Origin of the sequence: Mesorhizobium japonicum MAFF 303099, from assembly GCF_000009625.1 — a bacterium.
GTDB lineage: Bacteria > Pseudomonadota > Alphaproteobacteria > Rhizobiales > Rhizobiaceae > Mesorhizobium > Mesorhizobium japonicum.
The window spans coordinates 6214403-6240281 of record NC_002678.2 but is presented as its reverse complement, the minus strand read 5'-3'; the positions used below and the strand labels follow the sequence as shown (position 1 = coordinate 6240281).

Annotated in this window: 25 protein-coding genes and 1 tRNA gene; 7 read left to right on the top strand and 19 right to left on the bottom strand. The window is 61.2% G+C overall.

What is annotated here, in order from left to right; genetic code table 11:
- Positions 1 to 44 precede the first annotated feature (44 nt).
- The 10 genes from MAFF_RS30795 to MAFF_RS30750 form a co-directional block, all read right to left on the bottom strand.
- Positions 45 to 971, bottom strand: coding sequence for a lysylphosphatidylglycerol synthase transmembrane domain-containing protein (locus tag MAFF_RS30795; RefSeq protein WP_010914941.1), 927 nt, complete (start codon positions 969 to 971; stop codon positions 45 to 47).
- On the bottom strand, positions 952 to 1932 hold the full coding sequence (locus MAFF_RS30790) for a glycosyltransferase family 2 protein (RefSeq protein ID WP_010914940.1): 981 nt from the start codon (positions 1930 to 1932) through the stop codon (positions 952 to 954). Before MAFF_RS30790 ends, MAFF_RS30795 begins: the two co-directional genes overlap by 20 nt.
- A 1-nt stretch (position 1933) precedes the next feature.
- Entirely contained in the window at positions 1934 to 2632 is a 699-nt protein-coding gene (locus MAFF_RS30785) for a class I SAM-dependent methyltransferase (RefSeq protein ID WP_106406537.1), read from the bottom strand.
- On the bottom strand, positions 2629 to 4356 hold the full coding sequence (locus tag MAFF_RS30780) for a hypothetical protein (protein WP_010914938.1): 1728 nt from the start codon (positions 4354 to 4356) through the stop codon (positions 2629 to 2631). The genes MAFF_RS30785 and MAFF_RS30780 overlap by 4 nt, the downstream gene beginning before the upstream one ends.
- A gap of 474 nt (positions 4357 to 4830) precedes the next feature.
- Positions 4831 to 5709, bottom strand: a complete 879-nt coding sequence (gene rfbD, locus MAFF_RS30775) for a dTDP-4-dehydrorhamnose reductase (protein ID WP_010914937.1) — start codon at positions 5707 to 5709, stop codon at positions 4831 to 4833.
- Entirely contained in the window at positions 5706 to 6776 is a 1071-nt protein-coding gene (gene rfbB / locus MAFF_RS30770) for a dTDP-glucose 4,6-dehydratase (RefSeq protein WP_010914936.1), read from the bottom strand. Before rfbB ends, rfbD begins: the two co-directional genes overlap by 4 nt.
- Before the next feature lie 19 nt (positions 6777 to 6795).
- Entirely contained in the window at positions 6796 to 7347 is a 552-nt protein-coding gene (gene rfbC / locus MAFF_RS30765; protein WP_010914935.1) for a dTDP-4-dehydrorhamnose 3,5-epimerase, read from the bottom strand.
- 3 nt (positions 7348 to 7350) lie between these two features.
- Positions 7351 to 8232 carry a glucose-1-phosphate thymidylyltransferase RfbA gene (rfbA, locus tag MAFF_RS30760; protein ID WP_010914934.1) on the bottom strand — a complete coding sequence of 294 codons (882 nt, stop codon included), beginning with the start codon at positions 8230 to 8232 and terminating at the stop codon, positions 7351 to 7353.
- Positions 8233 to 8355: 123 nt separating this feature from the next.
- Positions 8356 to 9384 carry an NAD-dependent epimerase gene (locus tag MAFF_RS30755; protein WP_010914933.1) on the bottom strand — a complete coding sequence of 343 codons (1029 nt, stop codon included), beginning with the start codon at positions 9382 to 9384 and terminating at the stop codon, positions 8356 to 8358.
- 64 nt (positions 9385 to 9448) lie between these two features.
- Positions 9449 to 10039 carry a biotin transporter BioY gene (locus MAFF_RS30750; RefSeq protein WP_044549767.1) on the bottom strand — a complete coding sequence of 197 codons (591 nt, stop codon included), beginning with the start codon at positions 10037 to 10039 and terminating at the stop codon, positions 9449 to 9451.
- Positions 10040 to 10153: 114 nt separating this feature from the next.
- Between MAFF_RS30750 and MAFF_RS30745 the strand changes: the two genes are divergently transcribed.
- A complete protein-coding gene (locus MAFF_RS30745; RefSeq protein WP_010914931.1) occupies positions 10154 to 11062 on the top strand; it encodes an MBL fold metallo-hydrolase in 909 nt (302 codons plus the stop codon).
- Positions 11063 to 11098: 36 nt separating this feature from the next.
- Here MAFF_RS30745 and MAFF_RS30740 read toward each other — a convergent pair whose 3' ends face one another.
- The 5 genes from MAFF_RS30740 to MAFF_RS30720 are packed head-to-tail and all read right to left on the bottom strand — an operon-like array spanning position 11099 to position 15820.
- Positions 11099 to 12019 carry a 5'-methylthioadenosine phosphorylase gene (locus MAFF_RS30740; RefSeq protein WP_010914930.1) on the bottom strand — a complete coding sequence of 307 codons (921 nt, stop codon included), beginning with the start codon at positions 12017 to 12019 and terminating at the stop codon, positions 11099 to 11101.
- A gap of 14 nt (positions 12020 to 12033) precedes the next feature.
- Positions 12034 to 12825: an ABC transporter permease gene (locus tag MAFF_RS30735; protein WP_010914929.1), complete on the bottom strand. Its 792-nt coding sequence runs from the start codon at positions 12823 to 12825 to the stop codon at positions 12034 to 12036.
- Positions 12818 to 13705 carry an ABC transporter permease gene (locus MAFF_RS30730; protein ID WP_010914928.1) on the bottom strand — a complete coding sequence of 296 codons (888 nt, stop codon included), beginning with the start codon at positions 13703 to 13705 and terminating at the stop codon, positions 12818 to 12820. The genes MAFF_RS30735 and MAFF_RS30730 overlap by 8 nt, the downstream gene beginning before the upstream one ends.
- Positions 13702 to 14739, bottom strand: coding sequence for an ABC transporter ATP-binding protein (locus MAFF_RS30725; protein WP_010914927.1), 1038 nt, complete (start codon positions 14737 to 14739; stop codon positions 13702 to 13704). The genes MAFF_RS30730 and MAFF_RS30725 overlap by 4 nt, the downstream gene beginning before the upstream one ends.
- Positions 14740 to 14776: 37 nt before the next feature.
- Positions 14777 to 15820, bottom strand: coding sequence for an ABC transporter substrate-binding protein (locus tag MAFF_RS30720; protein WP_010914926.1), 1044 nt, complete (start codon positions 15818 to 15820; stop codon positions 14777 to 14779).
- A 214-nt stretch (positions 15821 to 16034) separates the two neighbouring features.
- Between MAFF_RS30720 and MAFF_RS30715 the strand changes: the two genes are divergently transcribed.
- On the top strand, positions 16035 to 17033 hold the full coding sequence (locus MAFF_RS30715) for a LacI family DNA-binding transcriptional regulator (RefSeq protein ID WP_010914925.1): 999 nt from the start codon (positions 16035 to 16037) through the stop codon (positions 17031 to 17033).
- 71 nt (positions 17034 to 17104) lie between these two features.
- Here MAFF_RS30715 and MAFF_RS30710 read toward each other — a convergent pair whose 3' ends face one another.
- Together MAFF_RS30710 and MAFF_RS30705 are read right to left on the bottom strand one after the other, a co-directional pair.
- A complete protein-coding gene (locus MAFF_RS30710; RefSeq protein WP_010914924.1) occupies positions 17105 to 17890 on the bottom strand; it encodes a DUF1499 domain-containing protein in 786 nt (261 codons plus the stop codon).
- Positions 17891 to 17970: 80 nt separating this feature from the next.
- Complete coding sequence (locus MAFF_RS30705; protein WP_010914923.1) at positions 17971 to 19599, bottom strand: fatty-acid--CoA ligase; 1629 nt, start codon at positions 19597 to 19599, stop codon at positions 17971 to 17973.
- Positions 19600 to 19916: 317 nt separating this feature from the next.
- Here MAFF_RS30705 and MAFF_RS30700 point away from each other — a divergent pair, with 317 nt between their 5' ends.
- Together MAFF_RS30700 and MAFF_RS30695 are read left to right on the top strand one after the other, a co-directional pair.
- The gene (locus MAFF_RS30700) at positions 19917 to 20273 is read left to right on the top strand and encodes a hypothetical protein (protein ID WP_010914922.1); all 357 of its coding nucleotides are present in this window, start codon (positions 19917 to 19919) and stop codon (positions 20271 to 20273) included.
- 132 nt (positions 20274 to 20405) lie between these two features.
- Positions 20406 to 20795 carry a DUF427 domain-containing protein gene (locus tag MAFF_RS30695; RefSeq protein ID WP_010914921.1) on the top strand — a complete coding sequence of 130 codons (390 nt, stop codon included), beginning with the start codon at positions 20406 to 20408 and terminating at the stop codon, positions 20793 to 20795.
- Positions 20796 to 20952: 157 nt separating this feature from the next.
- Here the strand turns inward: MAFF_RS30695 and MAFF_RS30690 are convergent, their stop codons facing one another.
- Positions 20953 to 21693: a polysaccharide deacetylase family protein gene (locus MAFF_RS30690; protein ID WP_032933198.1), complete on the bottom strand. Its 741-nt coding sequence runs from the start codon at positions 21691 to 21693 to the stop codon at positions 20953 to 20955.
- A gap of 207 nt (positions 21694 to 21900) precedes the next feature.
- On the bottom strand, positions 21901 to 24579 hold the full coding sequence (ppdK, locus tag MAFF_RS30685; RefSeq protein WP_010914919.1) for a pyruvate, phosphate dikinase: 2679 nt from the start codon (positions 24577 to 24579) through the stop codon (positions 21901 to 21903).
- 225 nt (positions 24580 to 24804) lie between these two features.
- On the opposite strand from ppdK, the gene MAFF_RS30680 reads away from it, so the two are divergent.
- From MAFF_RS30680 to MAFF_RS30670, 3 genes are all read left to right on the top strand, one after another.
- Positions 24805 to 25149: a VOC family protein gene (locus MAFF_RS30680; RefSeq protein WP_010914918.1), complete on the top strand. Its 345-nt coding sequence runs from the start codon at positions 24805 to 24807 to the stop codon at positions 25147 to 25149.
- 127 nt (positions 25150 to 25276) lie between these two features.
- Positions 25277 to 25351 (top strand) — tRNA-Gln (locus tag MAFF_RS30675).
- 117 nt (positions 25352 to 25468) lie between these two features.
- Entirely contained in the window at positions 25469 to 25837 is a 369-nt protein-coding gene (locus MAFF_RS30670) for a hypothetical protein (protein WP_044551543.1), read from the top strand.
- The last annotated feature ends 42 nt before the right edge of the window (positions 25838 to 25879 follow it).

Here is a 25879-nt window from a genome sequence, read left to right as displayed (position 1 = left end):
CTTGCTGAAGCAGCCGAATTCATCGCGCTACGATCATACCCACGCTACGCATCATCTGGTTCCGCGATCCATCTTCGATACCCAAACTCCACAGCCCACAACAGCACATCGCCCAGAAGGGTGACAACCCGATGGGTAATTGCAACTGCGGTGGCGGCGGCGGCGGGTATGCCGATCGATGAAAGGCCAGCGATGAAAACAGCCTCTCTGACACCCAAACCGCCTGGAGCCCCCGGGACAACGAATCCAAGCAACCAACCGGCGGCCGAAACTCCGATCACTATCTTCCATTCAATTGTGGGTCCGTACAGAAAATGGACGAGGAGGACGACGATCGAGCCATTGGCAAGGAAAAAAATGCCGTAGCACGCGACACTGACTGCAGCCATTGAAAATGCGAGGTGTTTCCGGCTCTGTTTGAAATATCGGCCGGCAACAACGGGAGCGAGCATGAGTGCCGCGATGGCGGCGCCGATATAGGCTGCAGAAGCAAGATAGCGGCCTACTCCATAGTCCTCGCCGATCTTGAGTAAGAAAGAGAACGAGAAAAGGAGTGCCACGCTTGCGGAAGCCAGCACCATCAAAATGATCTCCATCACCTGCGCATAGGAAAGCGCATCCTTTGCGGCACCATATCGAGCAGCCAGGACAAAGCGACCGACAAGGTGAATTACATTGGTTGGCAGATATTTGTAGACTTGGGTACGCGCAAAAACGCGCAGAGCACAGGCTGGCGAGATTGCCTTTTCTCCGACCGAAACCAGGAGGGTGAACCAGCCGAGCCCGACAAGTTGCAGAGCGAGTGCATAGAGAAGCGCGCTTGCCACGACGACGACAATGAACTGAGGGCGCTGCAGAATCTCGGCGAGCTGATCAGCGTATCCGTAGACGGAGCGTATGACAAAATACATTGCCGCAACGGCAATGACAGCACCGCCAGCACGAATGATCCTAGAGTTTGGCACGAGCACCGATCGGCTTCACAGGCAGCCTGCCGTCGGAACTTGCGATTTCGGCGACAATGCCAGGGTCACGATCGCCACGGGTCGCGACTATCAACTCGGCGACCATGCCGAACAGCGTGAACTGCACTCCAACGATCATCAAGAGCGTCGAAAAAAGCAGCAAAGGCCGGCGGCCAATGGCTTCACCGCCAAACCACCGCGCGCAGAGGTACAGGAAAATCAGAAGGCCTATCGAAATGACGGCCACGCCCAGACCGCCAAAAAGATGGCCGGGGCGAGAATTGAACTTGGTGATGGTCACGATTGTAAGCAGGTCCAGGAAACCCTTCAGGAGCCGACCAACCCCATATTTGGATTTTCCAAATCGGCGTGGGTGGTGCTGGACGACGATCTCACTGACCTTGAAACCAGTCGCATGGGCCAAGGCTGGAACGAAGCGATGCAGTTCACCGTAGAGGCGAATATTGTCGAAGACCTCGGAGCGGTAGGCCTTGAAGCCGCAGTTGAAGTCGTGCAAGCCGACGCCGGTGACCTTCGCCGTCACGCGATTGAACAGCTTTGAAGGCAGCGTCTTGCCGAGCGGATCGTGGCGCACCTGCTTCCATCCCGATACAACATCGGAGCCCGCCCGGATTTCGTCCAGAAAACGTGAAATTTCCTTCGGGTCGTCTTGCAGATCTCCGTCCATCGTGACGATGACGTTGCCCGACGCATTGGCGATCCCAGCTTGGAGCGCGGCGGCCTTGCCGAAATTCCGCCGTAGCCGGACGCCTTTTACATGAGGGTAAGTCCTGGTGGCGCCCAGAATCTCCTTCCAGGTATTGTCCCGACTTCCGTCGTCAACAAAGATGACCTCCTTGAGCGAGGCGGAATCGATCTGCTCGAAGGCCGCCTCGATCTGGCCAATCAGAGCCTGAACAGTGTCTTGCTCATCCTTTACAGGCACCAGTATCGATACGGTCTGCACGTCACGCCCTCTTCGTCAAAATGGAGGTCTGGCTGGGGAATGGCAGTGCAGGCGCAAGTCCCCGTGTCACCCGCTCCTGCAGACCGCAAGAGTTGATGGCCTCGCGATATTCGAGCCTGTTGCTGTTGTCGAACAGGATCATACCGCCTGGAGCCAGGCGGCGAACCGATCTCGCCAGACAGGAAACCCTGGCCCGGCCGTCGATCACAATAAGGTCGAACGTGCCGTCGACCCGATCAATCGATGACACGTATTGGTCGAACGAGCATTGCGTGTACCCCTTTCGATTGGACCTGGCCTTGCTGGAAGCGGAAGCGGTTGCCGGCTCCACAACTTGCACAGCGATGTTGGGATAGGCGTCAAAAATGCCGCCCATGGTTTGCGCGAACGGAGCGTCATGCTCGACGGAATTGACGGAGGCGCTTCGTTTCGCCAACCAAACAGTACTGGCGCCAGCGCCAAATTCAAAAACGCGAGCCTTGCGATTGCGCGAGGCCAGAAATGTGTTCACGTCGTCAATCGCGGAGAATGTCCACCATGGCATGTCTAGCCGAACCAGGTCCGCACTATCGTATATGCCAAACAGACTTCTGATCCAGAGGACGAAGCGGTTGTTCGATCGCTCCAACACGGCAAGTAATCCGCCGCGATCAGCCACCTTCCTCGCTAATCTTACAACACCTACATAGATATTTTTCAAAACTGAAATCCAATTTCAGGCTCCGGCAATCTTGTCCACCCAGACGACGTAAGCAAAACTGCATATATCCGTCGCGGAGCGGAGTTCAGACGCTGAAGGTCGATATACCCGCTCCAGCCGTAATCGTCACGTGTCCGGCCAAGCGCTTTTGCCACGTCGGCCCTATGGAACCCCCCCAAACCCAATCCCACGACAGTTCCGTTGCCGTCAAGGAAAGCAATACAACGATAAGTGCTGAGAAGACCGTTGTTCAAGAGCGGGGGGTGTTCGCCCAACTGGTCTGCGGCCCAACCGAAGACGCGCGCCCACCGCGGATCCTGTGTTTGGGACACGATATCAATGTAGCCCGTCAAACTCACCGGCTTGTCGGAGACCGCCACTTGCGCACCGAGCGCGGGGCAGCCAAAATCTCTCCCGTTGAACGGGACATGTTTGGCTTTCCTCAGATCGTCCTCGACAGCGTAGTACTGAAACCCAGTCGATGTAACGTATTGCATCAAGTCGGGGTCTTTGACGCCGAGCGATAGTTCCAATGTTGCAAAATCTTTTCCTTCAGCCCTGGCAAGAGCGTCCATCACCCGTGGCGTGCCGTTCATTACGAGCAGCGCGACTGCTAGCGCGAATATGGCGATCGACAGACGACGATTGAAATCAACGCGCCAGATCAGACAAGCAGCTGCCCCGAACAGTCCGATCCAAAAAAGCGCTGGAAGGGTTGCATACCGGCTGGACAAGGCTGCCTGGTCTCCCCCCATATTCCCTCGACCGATAGCCGCCAACCCACTCGACATGACCGCGTAGGCCATGATCGCAATCCAAAAGGCCGCTCGATACCTGCTTTCGCCGGGCCGGAAAAGGCAAAACCCAACGATCAGAACCGCTGCTCCAATGCCGATTGCGCCCAGCGGAATTGCATTTGCTTCGGTTGTTACGATGCCGCCACCAATGAATGTCAGGCAGAACAGGGCAATCTCTGTCGGATCGAAATTACGTGCTGCGTGATATTCGGGGACTTTCTGAAATACTGCGATCAAAATCACATAGGCCAAGCCGACCGCGAAGAGCAAAATACCGAGCCGCCGTGTCTTGTCGGCACAAAATCCTTGGATACCGATCGCACACAATGCAGTCAGGCCCGTGCTGTAAAATTGCGAGGCAATGGCAGCCAATACTATCGCGACGACATAGCCCATCGGCCTGTCTTCTTCGGCCGACCGCCAAAAAGCCAATGCAGCCAGCACGGTGAAGAGATTTGCCCCGATCCAGGCTATCCCACTCATGCCCAGAAAGAAATTGTGAGCGGCGAGTGGGCTGAACACAAATAGCGAAACAGCTATCCCGATGACAAGTGCTTCTAACCTGGATCGTGCAAAGAGGGAGAATGCACACGAAAGAGTCAAAGCTATGACAAGGGAGAAAGCAACAACGATGACGGACAGACCAACATTGTCCCCGCCGGTAAGATGAAAATTCAGCAGATAAAACAGTTTTGCGCCAGCAATGATATGTTCGTTTCCCCTTACATACAGGTCCGACAACGTCGGCAGCCCGTCCAGCGACCCGGCCATTGAAGTGAAAATGGTCCAATAGTCGTTGTCCGGAACACCTCTCGCCTGCACCGTCAGGATGAGCGCAATCAGGAACAGCGCGATCGGACCAACGGATGCAATCGCGAAAGCGGAGGTTGAACGGCTGATAGAGAGGGTGCGAACGGTGGCCGGCATCAGTCCTGCGTGTGCTGATTGTGCTTTTTGTTAGGTCGCACCTCGCACACACTGCCAGACCGCGCAACCAGAAATTCGAGGGCTTTACAGACGGAATACTTGATAGGTCAGTTGTGCGTCCCAAACGCCACAATTCCGCCCGAATGCGCCGATCAGCCGTCGCGCGAAATGAAAGCCTTCTGGAGAAACGGATATCTGATGAAGAGACCCAGACTAAATCCGCCTTCCCGAATTCAGTCTCGCGTTCGGCAGAAACTGCGGCGACCTTTGTCAGTAACCACCTGACATGCACAGATTGCGCTCGCAGGGGATGAGTTATTCGCCGACTCTTTGAGTCTTTTAACTCTTGAACAGCGTGTTCACTTTGCTTTGTTTTGCCTCAAGGATCGTGCGCTCCATGCCGTATGCCTTGTCCGGGCGTTTGGCGGTACTTCGCCGAGCGTCCGTGGTCCGGCCCCACGGGTCATCTGGCTCTCAGAACAGGACCCGACGCACCACGGCTTCCGTCGATTGCCGCCAGTCCGGCGCGGTCCAGCCAAAGGCTGACGCGAACTTCGCGCTCGAAAGCCGGGAATTGGCAGGGCGTCGCGCCTTGGTCGGGTAGTCCGTCGTCATAATGTCGTGGACCCGCGCTGAAGGACCGCCAGACACGCGGCTCGTGTCGAGGATATGGCGGGCAAAGCCGCTCCAGTTGGTCTCGCCCGTGCCGGCCAGATGATAGGTGCCGAACGCGCCGAAGTCCTTGTTGCGGTGCAGCGTGGCCGCGGCATGCAGGATCGCATCGGCGATATCCAGCGCTGAGCTGGGATTTCCCCATTGATCGGCCACCACGGAAATCTCGTCACGGTCGGCGGCCAGCCGCAGCATGGTTTTGACGAAATTCTTGCCGAACGGGCTGTAGACCCAGGCGGTGCGCAGGATCAGGTGGCGCGGGCCGGCGGCGGCCACCGTCTGTTCGCCGGCGAGCTTGGAGGCGCCGTAAACGCTGGCTGGCGCGGTCGCATCGGTTTCGACGTAAGCGCCGGAAGCGCTGCCGTCGAAGACGTAGTCGGTCGAAAGGTGGATGACGGGAACGCCAAGCCGCGCCGCGGCTTGCGCCACCTTGCCGGCGCCGACGGCATTCACCCTGAATGCCAGATCGGGCTCATCCTCGGCCTGATCCACGGCCGTGTAAGCGGCAGCTGACACGACGATGTCAGGCCTGGCCGCTGCAATGGCTTCGATCACGGTATCGGGGTTTGCCAAGTCGAGCTGCGGACGGCCAATGGCGATGACGTCTACACCGGCAAACTGGCCTGCCTCCAGAAGGCTCGACACAACCTGGCCGTCGCGTCCGGTGACAGCGAGCCTCACGCGCCCACCTTGCGGGCCTCGCCCAGCCTTTCACCGGCGTACCGCTGCTCGCGGATCGGCCCCCACCACCATTTGTTGTCGAGGAACCAGTCCACGGTTCTGGCCAGGCCGCTGTCGAAATTCTCGCTCGGCGCCCAGCCGAGCTCGCGGCCGATCTTGGAGGCATCGATGGCGTAGCGGCGGTCGTGGCCCGGGCGGTCGGTGACGAAGGAGATCAGGTCGCGATAACACCTGCCGCCGGCCCGGGGCCGCCTGATGTCGAGCAGGTCGCAGATCGTCTCGACGACGGCGAGGTTCGTGCGTTCCGAATTGCCGCCGACATTATAGCTCTCGCCCGGCGTGCCCTTGGTGGCGACCAGCTCCAGGGCTCGGGCATGATCCTCGACGAACAGCCAGTCACGCACATTGGCGCCGGCGCCATAGACTGGCAGCGGTTTTTCGTCGAGCGCGTTGAGAATGACGAGCGGGATCAGTTTTTCGGGAAAATGATAGGGGCCGTAATTGTTCGAGCAGTTGGAGAGCACGACCGGCAGGCCGTAGGTCTCGTGCCAGGCCCGCACCAGATGGTCCGAGGCCGCCTTGGAGGCCGAATAGGGCGAGGACGGCGCGTAGGGCGTCTCCTCGACGAACATGCCACCGTCGAAAGGCAGGTCGCCGAACACTTCATCGGTCGACACGTGATGGAAGCGGAAGCGGCTTTTCCTGTCGTCGGGCAAGCCGCGCCAGTATTCGAGCGCCGCATTGAGGATGCGGTAGGTGCCGACGATGTTGGTCTCGATGAAGGCGCCGGGCCCATCGATCGAGCGGTCGACATGGCTTTCGGCGGCAAGGTTCATGACGATGTCGATATCGTCACGGCGCATTATGTCGAGCACCGCCCTCTCGTCGCAGATATCGGCATGGGCGAAACGATAATTATGCGCGTTCTCGATCTGCCGCAGCGAGGCCAGGTTGCCGGCATAGGTGAGCTTGTCGAGATTGGTCACCCGATAGGCCGGATTGGCGCACAGATGCCGACACACCGCCGAACCGATGAAGCCAGCCCCGCCTGTCACCAGAAAATTCATGCCGCTATCCTCATGCCCATCAGGCAAACACTTCGGCCTCGGCGAGCACCGGCGCCTTGAGGTCCTTGTCCGAAAGCTGGAATCCGCCAGCCACTGAAGGCCATTCGATGCCGATGACGGGATCGTCGAAGCGGACGGACCGATCGTGCTCGGGCGAATAAGTGTCGGTAACCTTATAGAGAACCTCGGTGTCGGGCACGAGCGTCACAAAGCCATGCGCGAAACCCTTTGGCACCAGGATCTGATTGCCCTTTTCGGCCGAAATCTCGCAGGCGACCCATTTCCCAAAGGTTTTCGAACCACGGCGGATATCGACCGCAACGTCGAGGATACTGCCGCGAATGACGCGCAGCAGCTTGTCCTGGGCCCGCGGCTCGAGCTGGTAGTGAAGCCCTCGCAAGACGCCTGCCGTAGCGGAATAGGAATGGTTGTCCTGCACGAAAACCAAGTCGATGCCTGCCTGCGAAAACCGCTCGGCATTGTAGGTTTCCATGAAGAAGCCGCGTGCATCGCCATGTCGCTTGGGAACGATTTCCAGCACGCCATCGATGCCGAGGGACCTGATCTCCAAAGCTTAGCCCTCCAACAGATCGGCGACGCGCCGCCGCAGATAGGCGGCATATTCATTTTTGCCCAACCGGGTTGCGCGTTGCAGCACTTGCTCCGCCGTCAGCCAGCCCTGCTCGAAGGCGATCTCCTCAGGGCAGGCAACCTTGATACCCTGGCGATGTTCGATCGTGCGCACGAAAGAAGAGGCTTCGTGCAAACTGTCATGCGTGCCGGTGTCGAGCCAGGCATAGCCACGGCCCAAACGGTGCACATGCAGCTTGCCGCGCTCGAGATAGACATTGTTGACCGCCGTGATCTCGAGCTCGCCACGCGCCGAGGGGCGGATCGTCGGGGCGATGTCGACCACCTCATTGTCGTAGAAATAGAGACCGGTGACAGCCCAGTTCGACTTCGGTTTCTGCGGTTTTTCCTCAATCGTCAGCGCGGTCCCGGTTGCCTTGTCGAAGGACACGACGCCATAGCGCTCGGGATCCTCGACATGATAGGCGAACACCGAAGCACCCGCGTCGCGCGCAGCGGCGGCGCGGCAAAGCTGCGACAGGCCATCACCGAAATAGATGTTGTCGCCAAGGATCATCGAGACGCTATCTTTGCCGATGAAATCCCGGCCGATAATGAAAGCTTCCGCAAGACCATTGGGATGCGGTTGCTCGGCGTAGGAGAACGCCAGCCCGAACTCCGATCCGTCGCCGAGTAAATCACGAAAAGCCGGCAGATCACGCGGTGTCGAGACAATCAGAATCTCGCGGATTCCCGCGAGCATCAGTACGCTCAGCGGATAATAAATCATCGGCTTGTCGTATATCGGAAGGATTTGCTTAGAGACCGCTAATGTCAGTGGATAAAGACGCGTTCCACTGCCTCCAGCAAGGATAATTCCTTTCAAGAAGCTCTCCTTGACATGCCGAAGCCCCCCGGCCCTGACCGCCCGTGCTTAGGTTTCATTCAATGGCTTGTCAATGCGGCACGCGACACAGAAGGGGTCTGTTTCGCACGCCGGGACATGACCTCAGCCACCCCACCCAAAATACGCCTTGTACCACTCGACGAACCGCCCTACCCCGTCCGACACGGACGTGCCGGGGCGGTAGCCAACAGCCTCCTGCAGCGCGGTGGTGTCGGCGAAAGTGTCCGGCACGTCGCCGGCCTGCAGCGGCAAGAGCTCGATGACGGCCTTGCGGCCAAGCGCGCTTTCCAGCGCCTCGACATAGGCGGTCAGCTTGACCGGATTGTTGTTGCCGATGTTGAAGATGCGCCAGGGCGCGCTGCTCGTTGCCGGATCCGGATGGCCTGAATCCCAGGCGGGATTGCCGGCGGCAGGACTGTCGCTGGCCCGGATCACACCTTCGGCGATGTCATCGATATAGGTGAAGTCGCGCGTGTGGTTGCCATTGTTGAACAGCTTGATCGGCTCGCCGGCCAGGATGCTCCTTGTAAACAGGAACAGCGCCATGTCGGGACGCCCCCAGGGGCCGTATACGGTGAAGAACCGCAGCCCGGTGGTCGGCAGCCCGAACAGATGGCTGTAGCTGTGCGCCATCAGCTCGTTGGCGCGCTTGGTCGCGGCGTAGAACTGCAGCGGATGATCGGCCGGGCGGTGCTCCGAAAACGGCATGTCGGTGTTGGCGCCGTAAACACTCGAGGTGCTGGCATAGGTCAGGTGCGCCATGCCGGCATTGCGGCAGGCCTCCAGCATGTTGGTGAAAGCGACGATGTTGCTTTCGACATAGGCGCGCGGGTTTTCCAGGCTGTAGCGGACCCCGGCCTGGGCGGCGAGATGGATCACCCGGTCGAAGTCGTGATCGGCAAAGCAGCCGTCCACGATTTCTCTCTCGGCAAGATTGCCGTGGATGAAATGATAGCCGGCATTGCTGCCGCGGCTGGCTTCGGCCAGCAGCCGCAGCCGCGCCTGCTTGATCCGCGGGTCATAATAGTCGTTGACGCTGTCGATGCCGACAACCTCGTCGCCACGCTCCAGGAGCCGCCTGGCGACATGATAGCCTATGAAGCCGGCGGCGCCGGTGACCAGAACCTTCATCGGAAGCGCCCTTCCTCAGGAATGGACCCCTGACGCCTATTGAACGCCACGCTTCCTACAGACCTCAGGAGCGCTTCAGCAGCGACCAGACGGCCGGCACAAGGCTTGCCGCCAGCGCAACCTTGATCAGGTCGCCGACGATGAACGGCACGACGCCGAACTGCCAGGACTTTTCCGGGCCGATGAGCAGCGCCAGCCAGGCAAACCCCATCGCCATCATCACCACTTCGGCAACCAGCATGGCGTTGAAAAGCTTGATCGGGTGGCGATCCCAGCCGCGGTCAGCGGCCCAGCCGACAATTGCCGCCATGACGACAAAGCCCGCGAGATAGCCACCCGTCGGGCCGACCATGTAGGCAAGGCCAATGCCCTTCTCAGGCGTGCCCTGGAAGACCGGGAAGCCCATCGCGCCCTCCGCCATGTAGAGCAGCAGCGTGGCGACGCCGAGGCGCAGGCCGAAGGCGGCGGCGATCAGCAAGACGGCGAGCGTCTGCATCGAGATGTCGACGGGGCCTAGCACGACCTTGGTCTTGGCCGACAGGGTCAAAAGCAGCGTTCCGGCGATCGCCAGGAAAAGCTGCGTTGCCAGTCGCGCCGCGCCTTCCTGCGGCAAAGCCAGAGTAACAAGCGGGCGCATCGTCGTTGCAGTTGCCATGGTCTTCCCCAATCCGATCTAGCGCGATCCGATAATCGCGGTCCTGCGTTTTCCTATATTGGCTTGCGTGCTATGCGGCAATCGGTTTTGCCGTTCCGGGAGCAATGTGCCGACATGGCGCTCAAATTCGATACCAGCTTCGATCCGCACTACGGCCAGGGCGTGAACGTGGCACCGGACGTGCAGCGCATCACCGTCCGGAACCCCAGCCCTTTCACCTTTCATGGCACCAACAGCTATGTCGTCGGGCGCGATACGCTGGCGGTGATCGATCCCGGGCCGGATGACGAGGCGCATCTCCAGACCTTGCTCGGCGTGATCGCCGGCAGGCCGGTCAGCCATATCTTCGTCAGCCACACGCATCGCGACCATTCCCCGCTGGCGGCCCGGCTGAAGGAGAGCACCGGCGCTTTGGTGATGGCGGAAGGGCAGCACCGGCCGGCGAGGCCACTGCATATCGGCGAGACCAATGCGCTCGACGCCAGCGCCGACACCGCTTTCATTCCCGACATCGCACTTCCGGACGGCGCGTTGGTCACCGGCGACGGCTGGGCGATCCGTACGGTTCTGACCCCCGGCCATACCGCCAATCACGCGGTGTTCGCGCTGGAAGAAACCGGTATCCTGTTTTCGGCCGATCATGTCATGGCGTGGGCGACATCCATTGTCGCGCCGCCGGACGGGGCGATGGCCGATTACATTGCATCGCTGGACCGGCTGATCGAGCGCGACGACCGCCTGCTGCTGCCTGGGCACGGCGGGCCAGTGACGAAGCCGCGCGCCTTCATGCGGGGATTGAAGACGCATCGCAAGATGCGCGAGCGGGCCATATTGGAGCGGCTCAAGGCCGGCGACCGGACGGTTCCCGACATGGTCAAGGCGATCTACAGGGATACCGATCCGCGGCTGCATGGTGCCGCGGGGCTTTCGGTGCTTGCCCATCTCGAGGACCTGGTGGCGCGCGGCATGGTATCGACAGACGCCGCTCCTGCCATTGACGGCATTTTCATGCCGGCTGGCTAATCCAAGCCCTCGCCACGACCTTGCAATTGCCCTGCCTCAGAACCGGCTGGACCGTTCTTCTGGCTGAGGCGACTTCAAACCTTGGCAAGAGCATTCCGGATTGGCCGGGAGTCGTGCGGCGGTTTCCAGCGCGACCCGCGAGGCGGTCATGGACAGGCTCGGCAACACGTCCTCCTGCAGCAATTTCTGACGATTGCGGTCCATATAGTCGTTGAAGCCCGCCGTCACGAACGCCAAAGGCACGAAACACGCGCTAATCTCTCGCGACAAGGTGGCTTCGGGGGCGATCGAATGGTTGAGCACATCCGCCCCCATGCTGCGGAACGCCAGGGCCTCGGCCGGGGTCGTCAGCCGCGGCCCGTAACAGTGAGCGGCGACCAACTGCTGTTCGATGCCATGAATACGGCATTCGGCTGGCCAATGACGTCGGGCGGTTTCGACCAGAACCGCCGCGCATCGTGGACATACGATCTGCTTGCCCGAGCAGTCGAAGCTCTGGCGGCCGGGAAGCAGCGAAAACGGCGTCTGCGTCAGTTCGATGATATCGGCGTTCACCACCATGTCGCCGGGCTTGATCGCCTTGTTGACGGCACCAATGGTCGAGCAGGACAAGACTTGCCGGACACCCGCTTGCATCAACACCCAGAACGCGCGGCGATGGCAGGAATGATCAATATGGTCGCGGGGATTGCCGTGTGAATACATGCACAAGGCACGTTTCGGTTTGCCTTCGGCGGTAATCGAGGAATCGAACTCGAGCAGCTTCCAGTTGTCGGTGCGACCGAAAGGCGTTTCAAAACTCATGTCGCGCCGCAAGGTACGCACGCCGTTGACTTCGACATCTTCCGGGAAGGCAAGCCCCCAGTTTGCCGAGCCGGTGATGATCGCCAACCCCACCTGGGGTATGTCCGTTGGTTGATCCGTCAGATCGTCGGCTGCGTGATGATTGGCAGGCATGTTTCCAGTCTCGGTCAGGATTTTTGGCGAAGGGTCACGATCAGGACGACGACCACGACGATGGCGGTCCACAATGTCGAGATCGCCGCGATTGTCGGATCGATCTGATCACGTAGCGACAGGAACATGAGCTTCGGCAGGGTGCTGTTGCGACCGCTCGCGACGAAGATCGAAATGACGGACTCGTCGAGCGAGGTCAGGAAGGCCATCAATGTCGCCGACAACAGGCTGATCTGAAGTTGCGGAACGATTATTCCGCCGATGGCCCTCGCCCAGTCCGCGCCAAGGCTGCGCGCCGCCTGGACCTGGTTCCAGTCGAAGCGGGCCACGGCAGGCAACAGCACAATGCACGCCACCGGAATGGCCAGCACCACATGTCCGACCAGCACGCCGAACAGCGTTCCGACCAGGCCTTGCGCCGCCAGCACGAAGAAGAGGCCGATCGCAAGCAGGATTCCCGGCACGATGGAGGGGGCGAGCAGAACACCTTGAATGGCTGAGGCGGTCTTTCCGCCGAGCCGGTTCATCGAGATGCAGGCCAGCAGCCCTAAGGGCACCGCGACCATCGCCGTCAACGTCCCAAGGATCAGGCTCGTCCTCAGGCCGGCCATCCATGTCGCCGAACCGAAGAAATTCTCGTACCAGCGCAACGAGTATGCGCGCGGCGGAAACTCGAGAAAATCGGACGCCGAAAAGGAGAGCGGCACGACCACCAGCGTCGGCAGCATCAAGAATGCCATGGCCAGCGCGGAGAAACCCCAAAGGAGGATGCGGGCCAGCCTGTTGTCCGGATAGGCTTCAAGCATGGGCCGTGCCGGTTTTGTCGCGCGCCATCAGTCGACGCGCCGCCAGGAACATCACACCAATCAGCGCCATGAGAACGAGGAGCAGAATGCCAAGGACGCTCGCCGAACCCCAGTCCTGAAAGGTCGACAGCGTGCGCTCGATCCGGATGGAGAGAGGATTTACCTTGCCGCCGCCCAGCACCGCCGGCGTGATGAAAAAACCTATCGTGTAGATGAAGACGATCGTCGAACCCGAGAAGATGCCGCCGGCCGAAAGGGGCAGAATGACGGTGCGGATCACTTGCCCGAGTGTGGCTCCCATGCTCGCCGAAGCGCGAACAAGGTTGGCGTCGATATCGCGCATCGCGGCATAGACGGGCAGCAGGAAGAGCGGCAGCATGTAATGAACCATGCCGATCAGCGTTCCCGTGAAGTTGTAGACCAGCGGCAATGGCTCCCCTGTCAGGCCCGAGCCCGTCAAAGCCGCGTTGATCAGGCCATCGCGCCGCAGCAGCACCAGCCAGCCGTAGGTGCGCACCAGAATGGAGGTCCACAGCGGCAGCATGACGAAGGCCATCAGCATATTGGCCACCCTTGGCCTGGCGCTGGCCAGGGCGAGCGCCAGGGGCGTGCCGAGAAGAATACAGAACGCCAGCGTCCCCAGGGACAGCTCAACGGTTGTTACGAGTGCCGACCATGTCAGTCCGCTCGAAAGCACCTTCTCGTAATTGCCGACGCTATAGTCGCCGCCCGTGGTCAGGAAGGATTGCCGGATGATCCATAGGATGGGCAGTATCGCCGCCAATCCAACGATGAAAAGCGCCGGGAGCGACAGCGCAAGAAAGAACCGCCGCTCGCTTCGCGCATCGGCCGCGAGCGCGGGATCGACAGTGGCGGTCACGATGTCGCTCCCGGTATCGCGTGAACTTTGGCCGCCGATGCATACACGGTCAGCCGCTGACCGGCGGCAAGCTCGGCGCAGCCGCCGGCAAGTGCTGACGGAATGCAGACAAGAACCTCCTGCCCATCATCAAGCGCCAGCGTCAAAAGCCAGTTCTCGCCGCGAAACGCCTTGGCGCGCAGCATTCCGTCGAGCGCCGCTCCGTCTCGCCCGACGAGCTTGACATCCAGGTGGAAGCTTTCCGCGCGGATCATCAGGGTCTCGCGAAACGCATCGCCGCCGTCGATTGTGCGCACCGAGCCCGGGGCCAGAATGTTGGCCTCGCCCATGAATTGCGCGACGAAGCGGGTCGATGGACGATCATAAATTTGCTGTGGCGTGTCGATCTGCTGGATGCGGCCGGAATTCATCACCGCAACCCGGTCGGACATGGTCAGCGCCTCGCGCTGGTCATGCGTCACATAGATCGTGGTGATCCCCAGGTCATCGTGCAGACGCCGGATCTCGTACTGCATGGTTTCGCGCAGGTTTCTGTCGAGCGCCGACAGCGGCTCGTCCATCAACATCACGCGTGGTTCGAAGACGATGGCTCGCGCCAGCGCCACCCGCTGGCGCTGGCCGCCGGACAGTGCGGCAATGTTGCGCTCCGCCAGACCCTCCAGCTTCACGCGAGCCAAAGCATCAAGCGCCCGCTGCCGGGCCTCCGCTTTCGGCGTCTTGCGTAGCGCCAACGGATACTCGACATTCGCCAGGACGTTCATATGGGGAAACAGCGCGTAGCTCTGGAATACGATGCCGATGTCGCGCTTGTTGGGGGCCAGACGGGTGATGTCCCGATCCGCCAACAGGAGCTTGCCGGAATCGGGCCGGACAAAACCGGCCAGAGCCATGAGCAGCGTGGTCTTGCCCGACCCCGACGGCCCCAGCAAAGTGAGGAATTCGCCAGCCTGAATGTCGAGCGAGACATCATCCAGCGCGACGTAGGACCCATAGGCCTTGGACACGCTGGCGATGGTGATCGGGAGCGACTTCATGATGGGCTCGAACGTCTAGAGCTGATGCACCATAGACTCAGCGACTCATCATTTCATCGAAAGCTTTTTGAGCGGCCTCGCCGTTCTTGACCCACCAGTCAGCGTTCGAAAACACCGAGGTGCCGGCGTTTTCAGGTGCCGTCGCCAGGGTTTTCAGGCGATCTTCAGGGATAAGACCACCCTCATAGCCGGCAGGATTGACCGGACCATAGGCGATGAAGTCGGTCAGCTTCGCCACCCGTGCGGGCTGCGTCATCGCCGCGATGAGCTTCATGGCCGCTTCCTTGTTCGGCGCCCCCTTCGGCACCCCAAGGCAGTCCGTGCCGATGACGGAACCTTTGAATGTGTAGTCAACCGAACCGCCATCCGCCTTCACCGTCTGGGCTCGCCCATTCCAGGTAACGACCAGATCCGCCTCGCCGTCCTTCAGCAATTGCGCCGACTGCGCTCCGGAGGTCCACCAGACCGAGACATTCGGTTTGATCGCTTCAAGCCGCTTGATGGCGCGCGCCAGGCCCTCGGGCGTGCTGAGCGTGGGATAGACGTCCGCCGGCGCCACGCCATCGGAGAGCAAGGCGATTTCGATCAAGTCCTGCGCATTGGCGCGCAGCGCGCGACGGCCCGGGAATTTGGCAACGTCCCAGAATTCCGCCCAGGTCTTCGGCGGATTCTCACCATAGGTCTTGGTGTTCCACGACATGACGGTGCCATAGGAGTCGAACGGATAGCAGTAATCGGACTTTGCGCCGGCCGGCACGGAGTTGGGATCGATGATCTTGTAGTCAAGCGGCTCCAACAGCGACTGGGCCGCTGCCTGCGCGCCTTCCGGCGAGCCGAGGTGGATGATGTCGGTGGTGACCGCACCCGCGGTGACCTGCATCTTCAAAGCGGCCAGGCCATCGCTCTGCGTCTCCTCGCGAACATCATAGCCAAGTTCCTTTGCGGCGGGAGCCCACATCGCCTCCTTCATGGCGTTGCCATAATCACCGCCCGCGGTCGTGATGGTGACTGATTGGGCATAGACGGGCACGGCAGCCGAGACTGCGATCGCCGCCAACGAAATGCGTAATAATCGGGACATATGTTCTCCTCCAGGATTCGTCGGAATATCGCCTTATGTGGGCTTTTTTTGCAATCGTAACGTTACGATTACCGCGAAACGTTTCGGAGTCAAGCGACTTTCAGGCGAGCTCGTTCAGTTTCGGCGGGCCTGGATTTGACCCTCGGGTCGAATCCGGTAACGTTACGATGCTCAGCAAAATCAGCCGGCGCTTTCGCAAATCAAGTCGGGCGACATGGCCAATCTAAAACAGATCGCGGCGGAACTTTCCCTTTCGGTGACCACGGTATCGCGCGCTCTGAAGGACGGGCCGGAGGTGCATCCCTCTACCGTGGCGCGCGTCAAGGAAGTGGCCAAGCGGGTCGGCTATGTCCCGAACCATCACGGCCGGGCGCTGAAAACCGGACAGACCCTGACGCTGACGGCCGTGCTGCCGATGGAAACACGCGACTACCTGTCGGATCTGGCGAAGCTTCCCTTGATCGAAGGCATGACGCTAGCGGCGCGGCAAGCGGGCTATAGTCTGTCAATCTATTCCACCACGCCCGACGACGATCCCGTCGAAAGCGTGCAGCGGCTGCTTCAGGCGCACAGCGCCGACGGTCTGATCATCACGCGCATGGTCTCGGGCGATCCGCGCGTCAGGCTGCTGTTGGATCAGGGCATACCGTTCGTCGCGTTTGGAAGAACCGACCTGGGCATCGCCTATCCCTATGTCGATATCGACAATGAACAGATCGCCTATGAGGCGACCCGGCGGCTCATGGACAAGGGCTGTCGACGCATTGCTCTACAACTTCTCGTGCAGAAGGATCAGGCGAGCGCCACACGTCTCGCCGGCTATCGAAGGGCGATGGCCGAGGCCGGCATCCCGATCGACCAGTCCCTGATCGGTGACGGCACGTTCACAATGGAATCGAGCGCGGCCTGGTTCGATCGCCTGCTGGCGTCGTCAGATCGTCCAACGGGCCTGGCATGCGCCAACGAACTGGGCCTTCTTGGCGCGTTGCACGCTCTCGGCAGACGGGGTCTGGTGCCGGGCCGTGACGTTCACATCGTCACCCGTGACAATACTCGTCTGGCGCGTTTCCTGCCGGCGAACATTGGCGTTCATTCCGTGGACATGGCAGATGTCGGGCACAAACTTATCGAGGTCCTCGAGAGCCGGATCGCCAATCCGCTTGGTCCGGTCGCGACGATCTTGCTGCAAGGCAGGTTCGAGCCGGCCGAATAGTCCGTTCGCAGACTGAAGCCACGTTTGTGCGGCACGGCGCAAATCCACCTGGCCGCAGGATGTTCTGGACTTCACTCGGCGGGCGCCGCCCCGACCTGGCCGGCGACTTCCTGATCCAGTTCCGCCAGGAAATCGGTGATGCGCGCGGCATTGTCGCCAAGGTCGTAGCGGCCGTAACGCGAAGCCGACCGCATGTCGACGATCACGCTATCGCCATCGTCCGTCACGCGGATCGCCACATCGGCAGGAAGTCCGAGCACGAAGCCCTTGGCGACTGCGGTAATGGTTACGTCGCTTTGCCCGGTAAGGTCGGGATAGGGTTCGGAGAGATCCCAACTGCGCCGGTCGAGAACGGTTTCGACGGCATTGACTATGGTCTCGAATGGCAGATCGTAGCTGCGCGCGGTGACCAGCGGATAGCTGTCGGCCTGCAGCCGTTGTTCGCCTGGCGTCGATGGGGACAGCACATTCATGTCCTTTGTCCGCTCGCTGACGTCGAGCGCGGGCGGCTCGTCGAAATCGGTCGAAATGTCCCTGAGCGGCGGATAGATCGTCGCCCAGTAGGCGGCAACGCCATAGGGAACCAGCACCAGCAGTGCCAGCAAGGCGCCGACGGTCAGGTCGCGGCCGCCACGGTCACCGAATTTCCATAGTCTCGAAAAGGCAAAGGCGGCGAACAGCAGCGCCAGCGCCGCGAGCAGCGCAACGATGCCGAGCACCCACAGGAACACCGGCGTTTCGACGAGATCGAAGCGGTGGCCGACGAAGTCGGTCAGCAAAAGCACCGCTGAAAATGCGGCCGTGCGCCGCGACCAGCCGGCTGCCTTCGACGTTCGCCGTTCGGGAATGCTAACCATGGTTCTCTGCGTTGCCCCAACCCGGACGGAGGTTTAGTGCCTTTTCGCGGCGGCTTGAAGCCGAAACACGCAACATCCCCTCAATCCGTCGGCAAGCGGTAGTCCCTGAACTGCTGGCGCAAGGTTGTCTTCTGGATCTTGCCGGTGGCGGTGTGCGGTATTTCGCCGACGAAAGCGACATCGTCGGGCATCCACCACTTGGCCACCTTGCCATCCATGAAACCGAGAATATCCGCCTTGGTCGGCTCCTTACCTGGCTTGGCAACGACAACCAGCAAGGGCCGCTCGCCCCATTTCGAATGATGGACGCCGATGGCCGCCGCTTCCGCCACGTCCGGGTGGCCGACGGCCAGATTCTCGAGGTCGATGGTCGAAATCCATTCGCCGCCGGACTTGATGACGTCCTTGGCCCGATCTGTGATCTGCATGTAGCCGCCGGCGTCGATGTGAGCGACATCGCCGGTATCGAACCAGCCGTCCGCATCGAATTGCTCCGCCCCGGCGCCGCCGTAATAAGCGCGTGCGACGGCCGGACCACGCACTTTCAGGCGGCCAAAGGTCTTGCCATCCCAGGGTTGCGCATTGTTCTCGTCATCGGTCACCTTCATTTCAACGCCGAAGGGCGGGTAGCCCTGCTTCTGCTTGACATCGAGCCGGGCCTCGCCCTGGAGACCGGCATATTCCGGCTTCAGGGTGCACAACGTGCCGAGCGGCGACATTTCGGTCATGCCCCAGGCATGGATGACCTGGACGTCGTAATTGTCCTGGAATTTCGTCATGATCGCGCGCGGGCAGGACGAGCCGCCGATGACGACCTTGTTGAGATAGGGAAGCTTCTTGCCGGTCTCCTCCAGATATTGCAGCAGCATCATCCAGACGGTCGGCACGGCGGCGCTGAAGGTTACCTTCTCGGTGTCGAGCAATTCATAGATCGAGGCGCCGTCCATCTTGCAGCCGGGCATGACCAGGTTGGCGCCGACCATCGGACCGCTCTGGCCGAGGCCCCAGGCATTGGCATGGAACATCGGCACAACCGGCAGGACCGTGTCGCGCGACGACAGGCCCATCGCGTCGGGCATGGCGGCGATCATGGCGTGCAGCACGTTCGAGCGGTGGCTGTAGACGACGCCCTTGGGATCGCCCGTGGTGCCCGATGTATAGCACATGCCGGCTGCGGTGCCTTCGTCGAAAGTCTTCCAGGCGAAGTCGCCATCGACCTCGTCAAGCCACTCCTCATAGGCGACGGCATTGGGCAAGGTCGTCTGCGGCATGTGCGCCTTGTCGGTCAGCACGATCACCTTTTTCAGCGATTTGACGGCACCGGCGATCTTCTCCAGCAGCGGAATGAACGTGAGGTCGACGAAGACCGCCTTGTCCTCGGCATGGTTCATGATCCAGACGATCTGCTCGGGAAACAGGCGCGGATTGAGCGTGTGATAGATGGCGCCGACGCCCATGATGCCGTACCAGGCCTCGAGGTGGCGCGCCGTGTTCCAGGCCAGCGTGGCGATGCGGTCGCCCAACCCATAGCCGTCCCGCTCCAGCCGCTGGGCGACCTTGAGAGAACGACGATGGATGTCGGCATAGGTGGTCCGCACGATCGGCCCCTCGATCGAGCGCGACACGATCTCGCGCACCCCATGCTGCCGTTCGGCGTTGTCGATAAGCTTGTGGCACAGCAGCGGCCATTCCTGCATCAGCCCCAGCATCGGTTCCTCCTCCCTCGCGCATTTTGCGTCGTAGCTTTGGCGCATTGTGAAGCGAACCGGCGGATTGTCCAGTCGCCCGCTCGCGCGGGATGCGAATTTCAGGGTCCGTGCCGCAACGGCAAGCGCTTGAATTTTGGCATGTTTTGGATTTTGGACTGCTGGGCATTCGTGCCACCGCGATGGCAGGAGGGTCAAAAACACTAAAGGCGCGACGGTGTCCTATCCCGTGACTGGGAAATCCGCCACAATCCGGCCATCGTCGGCGTTAAGCTTCGTTAACGGGTAAAGGGGGCGATTGGCGACTGAAAGAGGTTCGCATGGACACGCAGCTCGACGACAAAGCCCTTGAGAGCACACTTGCCGAAAGCCTGGCCGATCTGGTGCCGGACGAAAAGACTGTTTCCGAAGACGAATTTGTTGAAGTTGTCGGCGGCGCGCTCGAAGCGGTCGGCGGCACGCTCCTGTTCAAGATGTGCGTCCAGAACGAGGGGGAAGGCCAGCACGTCGCGGCCGCATCCGTCGGCGCTGGAGGCAATCGCCAGTTCCTGCTGCTCACCTTGCCGACCGGCGGCGGCTCGCTGAAAGTCGAGACCGTTTCCAGGAGCAGCAACCCGGTTGCGGGCATCGCGGCCGCCTATGCCGGACTGATGGACGCATTCAAGACCGCCGCCTGAGCCACGGTTGCCACTCGAAGCGCTGCAGCGCCACGCCTTGGGGATTTGGCGCGCCTGTTTTCGTGATGCGAACCCACCTTGCGCAACAGCTGTGCCCGCCACACTTTAAGGGGCCACGCAAGGAGAACCAGCATGGACAAGATCGCCAACCCGGCACCCGGCTTCCAGCGCAACCCCGACAAGATCATCACCATCGAACCCTATGCCGGCACCGTCACGGTGCGCGCTGGCGATACGGTCATCGCATCGTCCACCAAGGCCAAGGTGCTGGGCGAAGCGCCCTATCCCCCTGCCTTCTACATTCCGTTCGCCGACATCGATTTCGACAAGCTCAGCAGCACGCAGCACTCGACCCATTGCCCCTACAAGGGCGACGCCAGCTATTGGAGCGTGCTGCCTGCCGGTGAGGCCGGTCAGAACGCGATGTGGGCTTACGAGCGGCCTTTCGACGAAATGACCGAAATCCGCGACCACGGTGCGTTCTACGCCAGCAAGGTTACGATCGAAGCCAAGCCGGGTTGAGCCCTTCGACTTGAATGCATTCAGGGTGCATTGAGATTCAGGTCAGGCCGAGTCGAAAATGGCTGATACCGAGAACCGGAGCGGAGCGTACTTTTCGTACGTGAGCACCGAAAGCGCAGGTGTCAGTCATTTGCAGGCCGGCATCACCTGAATACCCTCAGTCTGTGGTGCCGTGATTGCCCGTGCCGTCGGCATCGTCGAGGCGCACGAAGGTCATGCCTTTGGCTTTCAGCGCCAACAGGCCCTGCACGACGCCCTCGCCGGCGGCGTGGGTCGGCTGGTTGATGTGTGAGATGATGACGTCGCCGTCCTTGGCCGCGGCGATGCGCCTGGTGGTTTCCTTGGCGCCAAGCAGCGAGCCGCCATCGCCATTGATCGAGAAGCCGGCAATCTTGAAACCGAGCTTGCGGATCATCGCGATCGCCGAGGGGCTGTATTCGGCGGTGGCGCCGCGGAACCATTTCGGCGCCGGCTCGCCGGTCCTGGCAAGCGCCGCGGCCCCCGACTCGACTTCTGCCAGCACGGCATCCGGGCTGCCGGCGCTCTTTATGCCGTAGATCTTTTGCGGCGTGTCGACCGCCGGAATGTGGCGACCACCGTGATTTTCCAATTCGAAAAGGTCCGGATGCGCCCGCATGATCTCGACGGCCGCGGCATTGCGCTTCAGCCAGATTCCGGTGACGAAAATGGTGGCGGGGATCTTGTTTTCCACCAGCGCCGAGAGAATGCGCGTGTCGGTCTGTCCGTCGCAGGCGTCGAGCGTAAGCGCAACGCGGCCCGCTCCGCTTGCCGCGGGCTTGATGTGCAGCGTGGGTTCGACCAGCGTGGCGGCATGGGCGCTGGGCACAGCCACCAACGACATGGCGATCATGCAGAGATGTCTTTGCAGCAGACGCATCAAACCGAATTCCTGACTGGCGATTTCAAGCCGGCATCCAAAGACCCGCATGAAGGCGGAAATCGGACGATGGATAGCAGAAAAATGCCTGGCGCGGCAATTTGACTGCCCTGGCGCACGCACCATTCGCCAGCCTGACGATCAGTCGCCCTTCAGACAGCGCGTTCCCGTTTCACCGCGGTGCGATTGCGCAATGCCTTGATCTCCCTACCCGCGCCCCGCTTTTGACACTTGTACCGCGGCCTGCGCGGCCGCCAGCCTGGCGATCGGCACGCGATAGGGTGAGCACGAGACATAGTCGAGCCCGACCTCCTCGCAGAAGCGGATCGATGCCGGGTCGCCGCCATGTTCGCCGCAGATGCCGAGCTTGATGTCGGGGCGTGTCGCCCTGCCCTTTTGCGCGGCCATGCGCACCAGTTCGCCGACGCCATCGACGTCGAGCGAGACGAATGGATCCTGCTCGATGATGCCTTTCTGGCGGTAGGTCTCCAGGAACGAGGCCGCATCGTCGCGCGAGATGCCGAACGTGGTCTGGGTGAGGTCGTTGGTACCGAAGGAGAAGAACTCGGCTGTTGCGGCGATGACATGGGCACGGATCGCCGCGCGCGGCAGTTCGATCATCGTACCGGTGAGATAATCGATCTTGACGCCGCTCTCTTCCATGACGCTCTTGGCGACCGCATCGATGCGCGCCTTCACATAGTCGAGCTCCTTCACCAGGCCGACCAGCGGCACCATGATTTCGGGGACGACCAGCGCGCCAGCCTTCTGGCCTGCCTCGACGGCGGCCTCGAAAATGGCGCGTGCCTGCATCTCGGCGATTTCGGGATAGGAGACGGCCAGCCGGCAGCCGCGATGGCCAAGCATCGGATTGAATTCGTGCAAGGCCTCGGTGCGCTGCCTGAGCTTGTCGGGCGATACATCCATGACGGCCGCGACCTCGGCGATTTCGGCCTCGGTCTTGGGCAGGAATTCATGCAACGGCGGATCGAGCAGGCGGATCGTCACCGGCAGGCCTGCCATGATCTCGAACAATTCCAGGAAATCCGAGCGCTGCATGGGCAGAAGCTTGGCAAGGGCGATGCGCCGATCCTTTTCGGTATCGGCCAGGATCATCTCGCGCATGGCGACGATGCGGGCGCCGTCGAAGAACATGTGCTCGGTGCGGCAAAGACCGATGCCCTCGGCGCCGAAAGAGCGTGCCATGCGGGCATCGAGCGGGGTTTCGGCGTTTGTGCGCACCTTCATGCGCCGCACCGCGTCCGCCCATTCCATGATAGCGGCAAAATCGCCGGAAAGTTCAGGCTGCAGCATCGCCACGGCGCCCTTCAGCACCTGGCCGTTGCCGCCGTCGATGGTGATGATGTCGCCCTTGCGGAAGGTCTGCCCCATCGAGAGCAGCGTGCCGGCCTTGTAGTCGACGCGCAGTGAGCCGGCGCCGGACACGCAAGGCTTGCCCATGCCGCGCGCGACGACGGCGGCATGGCTGGTCATCCCGCCGCGCGTGGTCAGGATGCCCTCGGCCGCATGCATGCCGTGGATATCCTCCGGGCTGGTCTCGATGCGCACCAGGATCGCCTTGCGGCCCTGGGCCTTGAGATCCTCGGCATCGCCGGAGGAAAAGACGATCTCGCCAGTGGCAGCGCCAGGCGATGCCGGCAGGCCGACGCCGATGACGTCGCGCGCGGCCTTCGGGTCGATGGTCGGGTGCAGCAATTGGTCGAGCGAGGCCGGGTCGATGCGAGCGACGGCTTCCTCCTTCGTGATCAGGCCGTCCCTTGCCATTTCCACGGCAATCTTGAGCGCCGCCTTGGCGGTGCGCTTGCCCGAGCGGGTCTGCAACATCCACAACTTGCCGCGCTCGATGGTGAATTCGAGGTCCTGCATGTCGCGATAGTGCTTTTCCAGGCTGTCGGAGATGCTGACGAAGGATTGGAAGGCATCGGGCATCAGCTTCTGCAGCGACGGCTTGTCGGAGCCGGCGGCGATGCGGGCGGCCTCGGTGATGTTCTGCGGCGTGCGGATGCCGGCGACGACATCCTCGCCCTGTGCGTTCACCAGGAACTCGCCATAGAGCTGCTTTTCGCCGGTCGATGGGTTGCGGGTGAAGGCAACGCCGGTGGCCGAGGTCTCGCCCATATTGCCGAACACCATGGCCTGGACGTTGACCGCCGTGCCCCAGCTTTCGGGGATGTCGTGCAGGCGCCGGTAGGTGATGGCGCGGTTGTTCATCCAGCTCGAGAACACCGCGCCGATAGCGCCCCAGAGCTGCTCCTGCGGATCCTGCGGGAACGGCCTGCCGAGCTCTTCCTCGACCTTGGCCTTGTAGAGCGCGATCACGCCCTGCCATTCGATGGCCGTCAGTTCGGTGTCGAGCTCATGGCCGAGGCTGGCCTTCTGGTCTTCGAGGATTTCCTCGAACACCTCGTGATCGAGGCCCATGACGACATCGGAATACATCTGGATGAAGCGGCGGTAGCTGTCATAGGCAAAGCGCGCATCACCGGAATCGGTGGCCAGCGCCTCGACCGTCTCGTCGTTGAGGCCAAGATTGAGCACGGTGTCCATCATGCCCGGCATCGAGGCGCGAGCTCCGGAGCGCACCGACACCAGCAGCAGCTTCGACGGATCGCCGAACCGGCGGTCAGTCAGCCGGCCGATGTGATCGAGCGCGACCGCGACGTCGGCTTCCAATCCCGCCGGATAGGCGCGGCCATTGGCATAGTAGGCATTGCAGACCTCGGTGGTGATGGTGAAGCCTGGCGGCACCGGCAGGCCCAGGCTGCACATTTCGGCCAGGTTGGCGCCCTTGCCGCCCAGCAGATTCTTGTCGCCGGCACGGCCTTCCGCCGCACCATCGCCAAAGGTGAAAACCCATTTGGTCATGCTTTGCTCTCCGGTTGCAGGAGATTGGAAAGATTGGCGAAACGGAAAGTTCCACCCTGGTCCGACTTTGGAGCGATATGATGCTGCAGTGCGAAAGGCAAGCGCCGGCAGAGCCGTCCCGCCGCTACAATCGATTAAGAAAAAGCCTCGCTTGGGCATGCGTCAAAAAGACTTGCCACCTCACGACTCGATGACTAGAACATAAAGGGAACAAAGAGGTGCCCCATGATACTGACTGGAAAACTCGACTATCTGGAAATGCCGGCGACTGGCGGCACGCTGGACCGGTTGAAGGCTTTCTACAGTGCCGCGTTTGCGTGGTCGTTCACCGACTACGGGCCAACCTATTCGGCCTTTGCCGAGGGCCTGGATGGCGGTTTCCAGGCGGATGCCGCGGAAGCACCAGCCAAGCCGCTGCCCGTGCTCTATAGCGACGACCTCGAGGAAACCCTCGGCGCCGTCGAAAGCGCAGGCGGCACGATCATCAAGCCGATCTTCCCGTTCCCCGGCGGCCGGCGCTTCCACTTCGTCGATCCGGCTGGCAATGAGCTGGCTGTCTGGGGTCAATAGCCCACCCGAATGGGATCCGGCGGCGTTGTGGATTGCTCGATCTGGGCGTTCCTGCCGTCGCTCATAAGCATTGTGCTTTTCGGCTGCTCTGCTAATAACGCGCCGCACAAGCGACTCTGACGGCTATTGGGGCGTCGCCAAGTGGTAAGGCATCGGTTTTTGGTACCGACATTCCCAGGTTCGAATCCTGGCGCCCCAGCCATCTCATTGCGACCGGATGGTTGCGCCACGGCATGGTTCGCGCCCGGCTTGGGCGTCCTGCTGCTCAAGGCTTCGGACCGATGACAGCCCTGTGGATTTTCGAAGATGGTTGGAGCAGGTGAAATCTTATTCGGTGGCCGCATCGACCGCCTTTGTTGTCACGCTCCTAGCGGTTCTGGTCCTCGCGCTGCTGCCAGTGCCCGAGCTTCAGGAATTCGGGATCGATATCGGTTTCGACAATGACAAGCTCAATCACGCCAGCGCATTCGCGACTCTGGCTGCACTCGGGGGTCTTGGCTGGCCCAGGCACAAGATCACGCTGGTCATTTTCCTAGCGCTGGTCGGGGCCGCGATCGAGGTCCTTCAGGGCACGACACTGATCGACCGCGACCTCGACGTGTTCGACTGGGTTGCCGATTGCATCGGCATAGCGGGCGGGCTCGTGGTCGCGCTGTGTGTAAATTGGGCCATGCACCGCAAAGGCTGATGGCCAATCGCATCTGGCCCACAGGCCGGACCCCGACCAGAC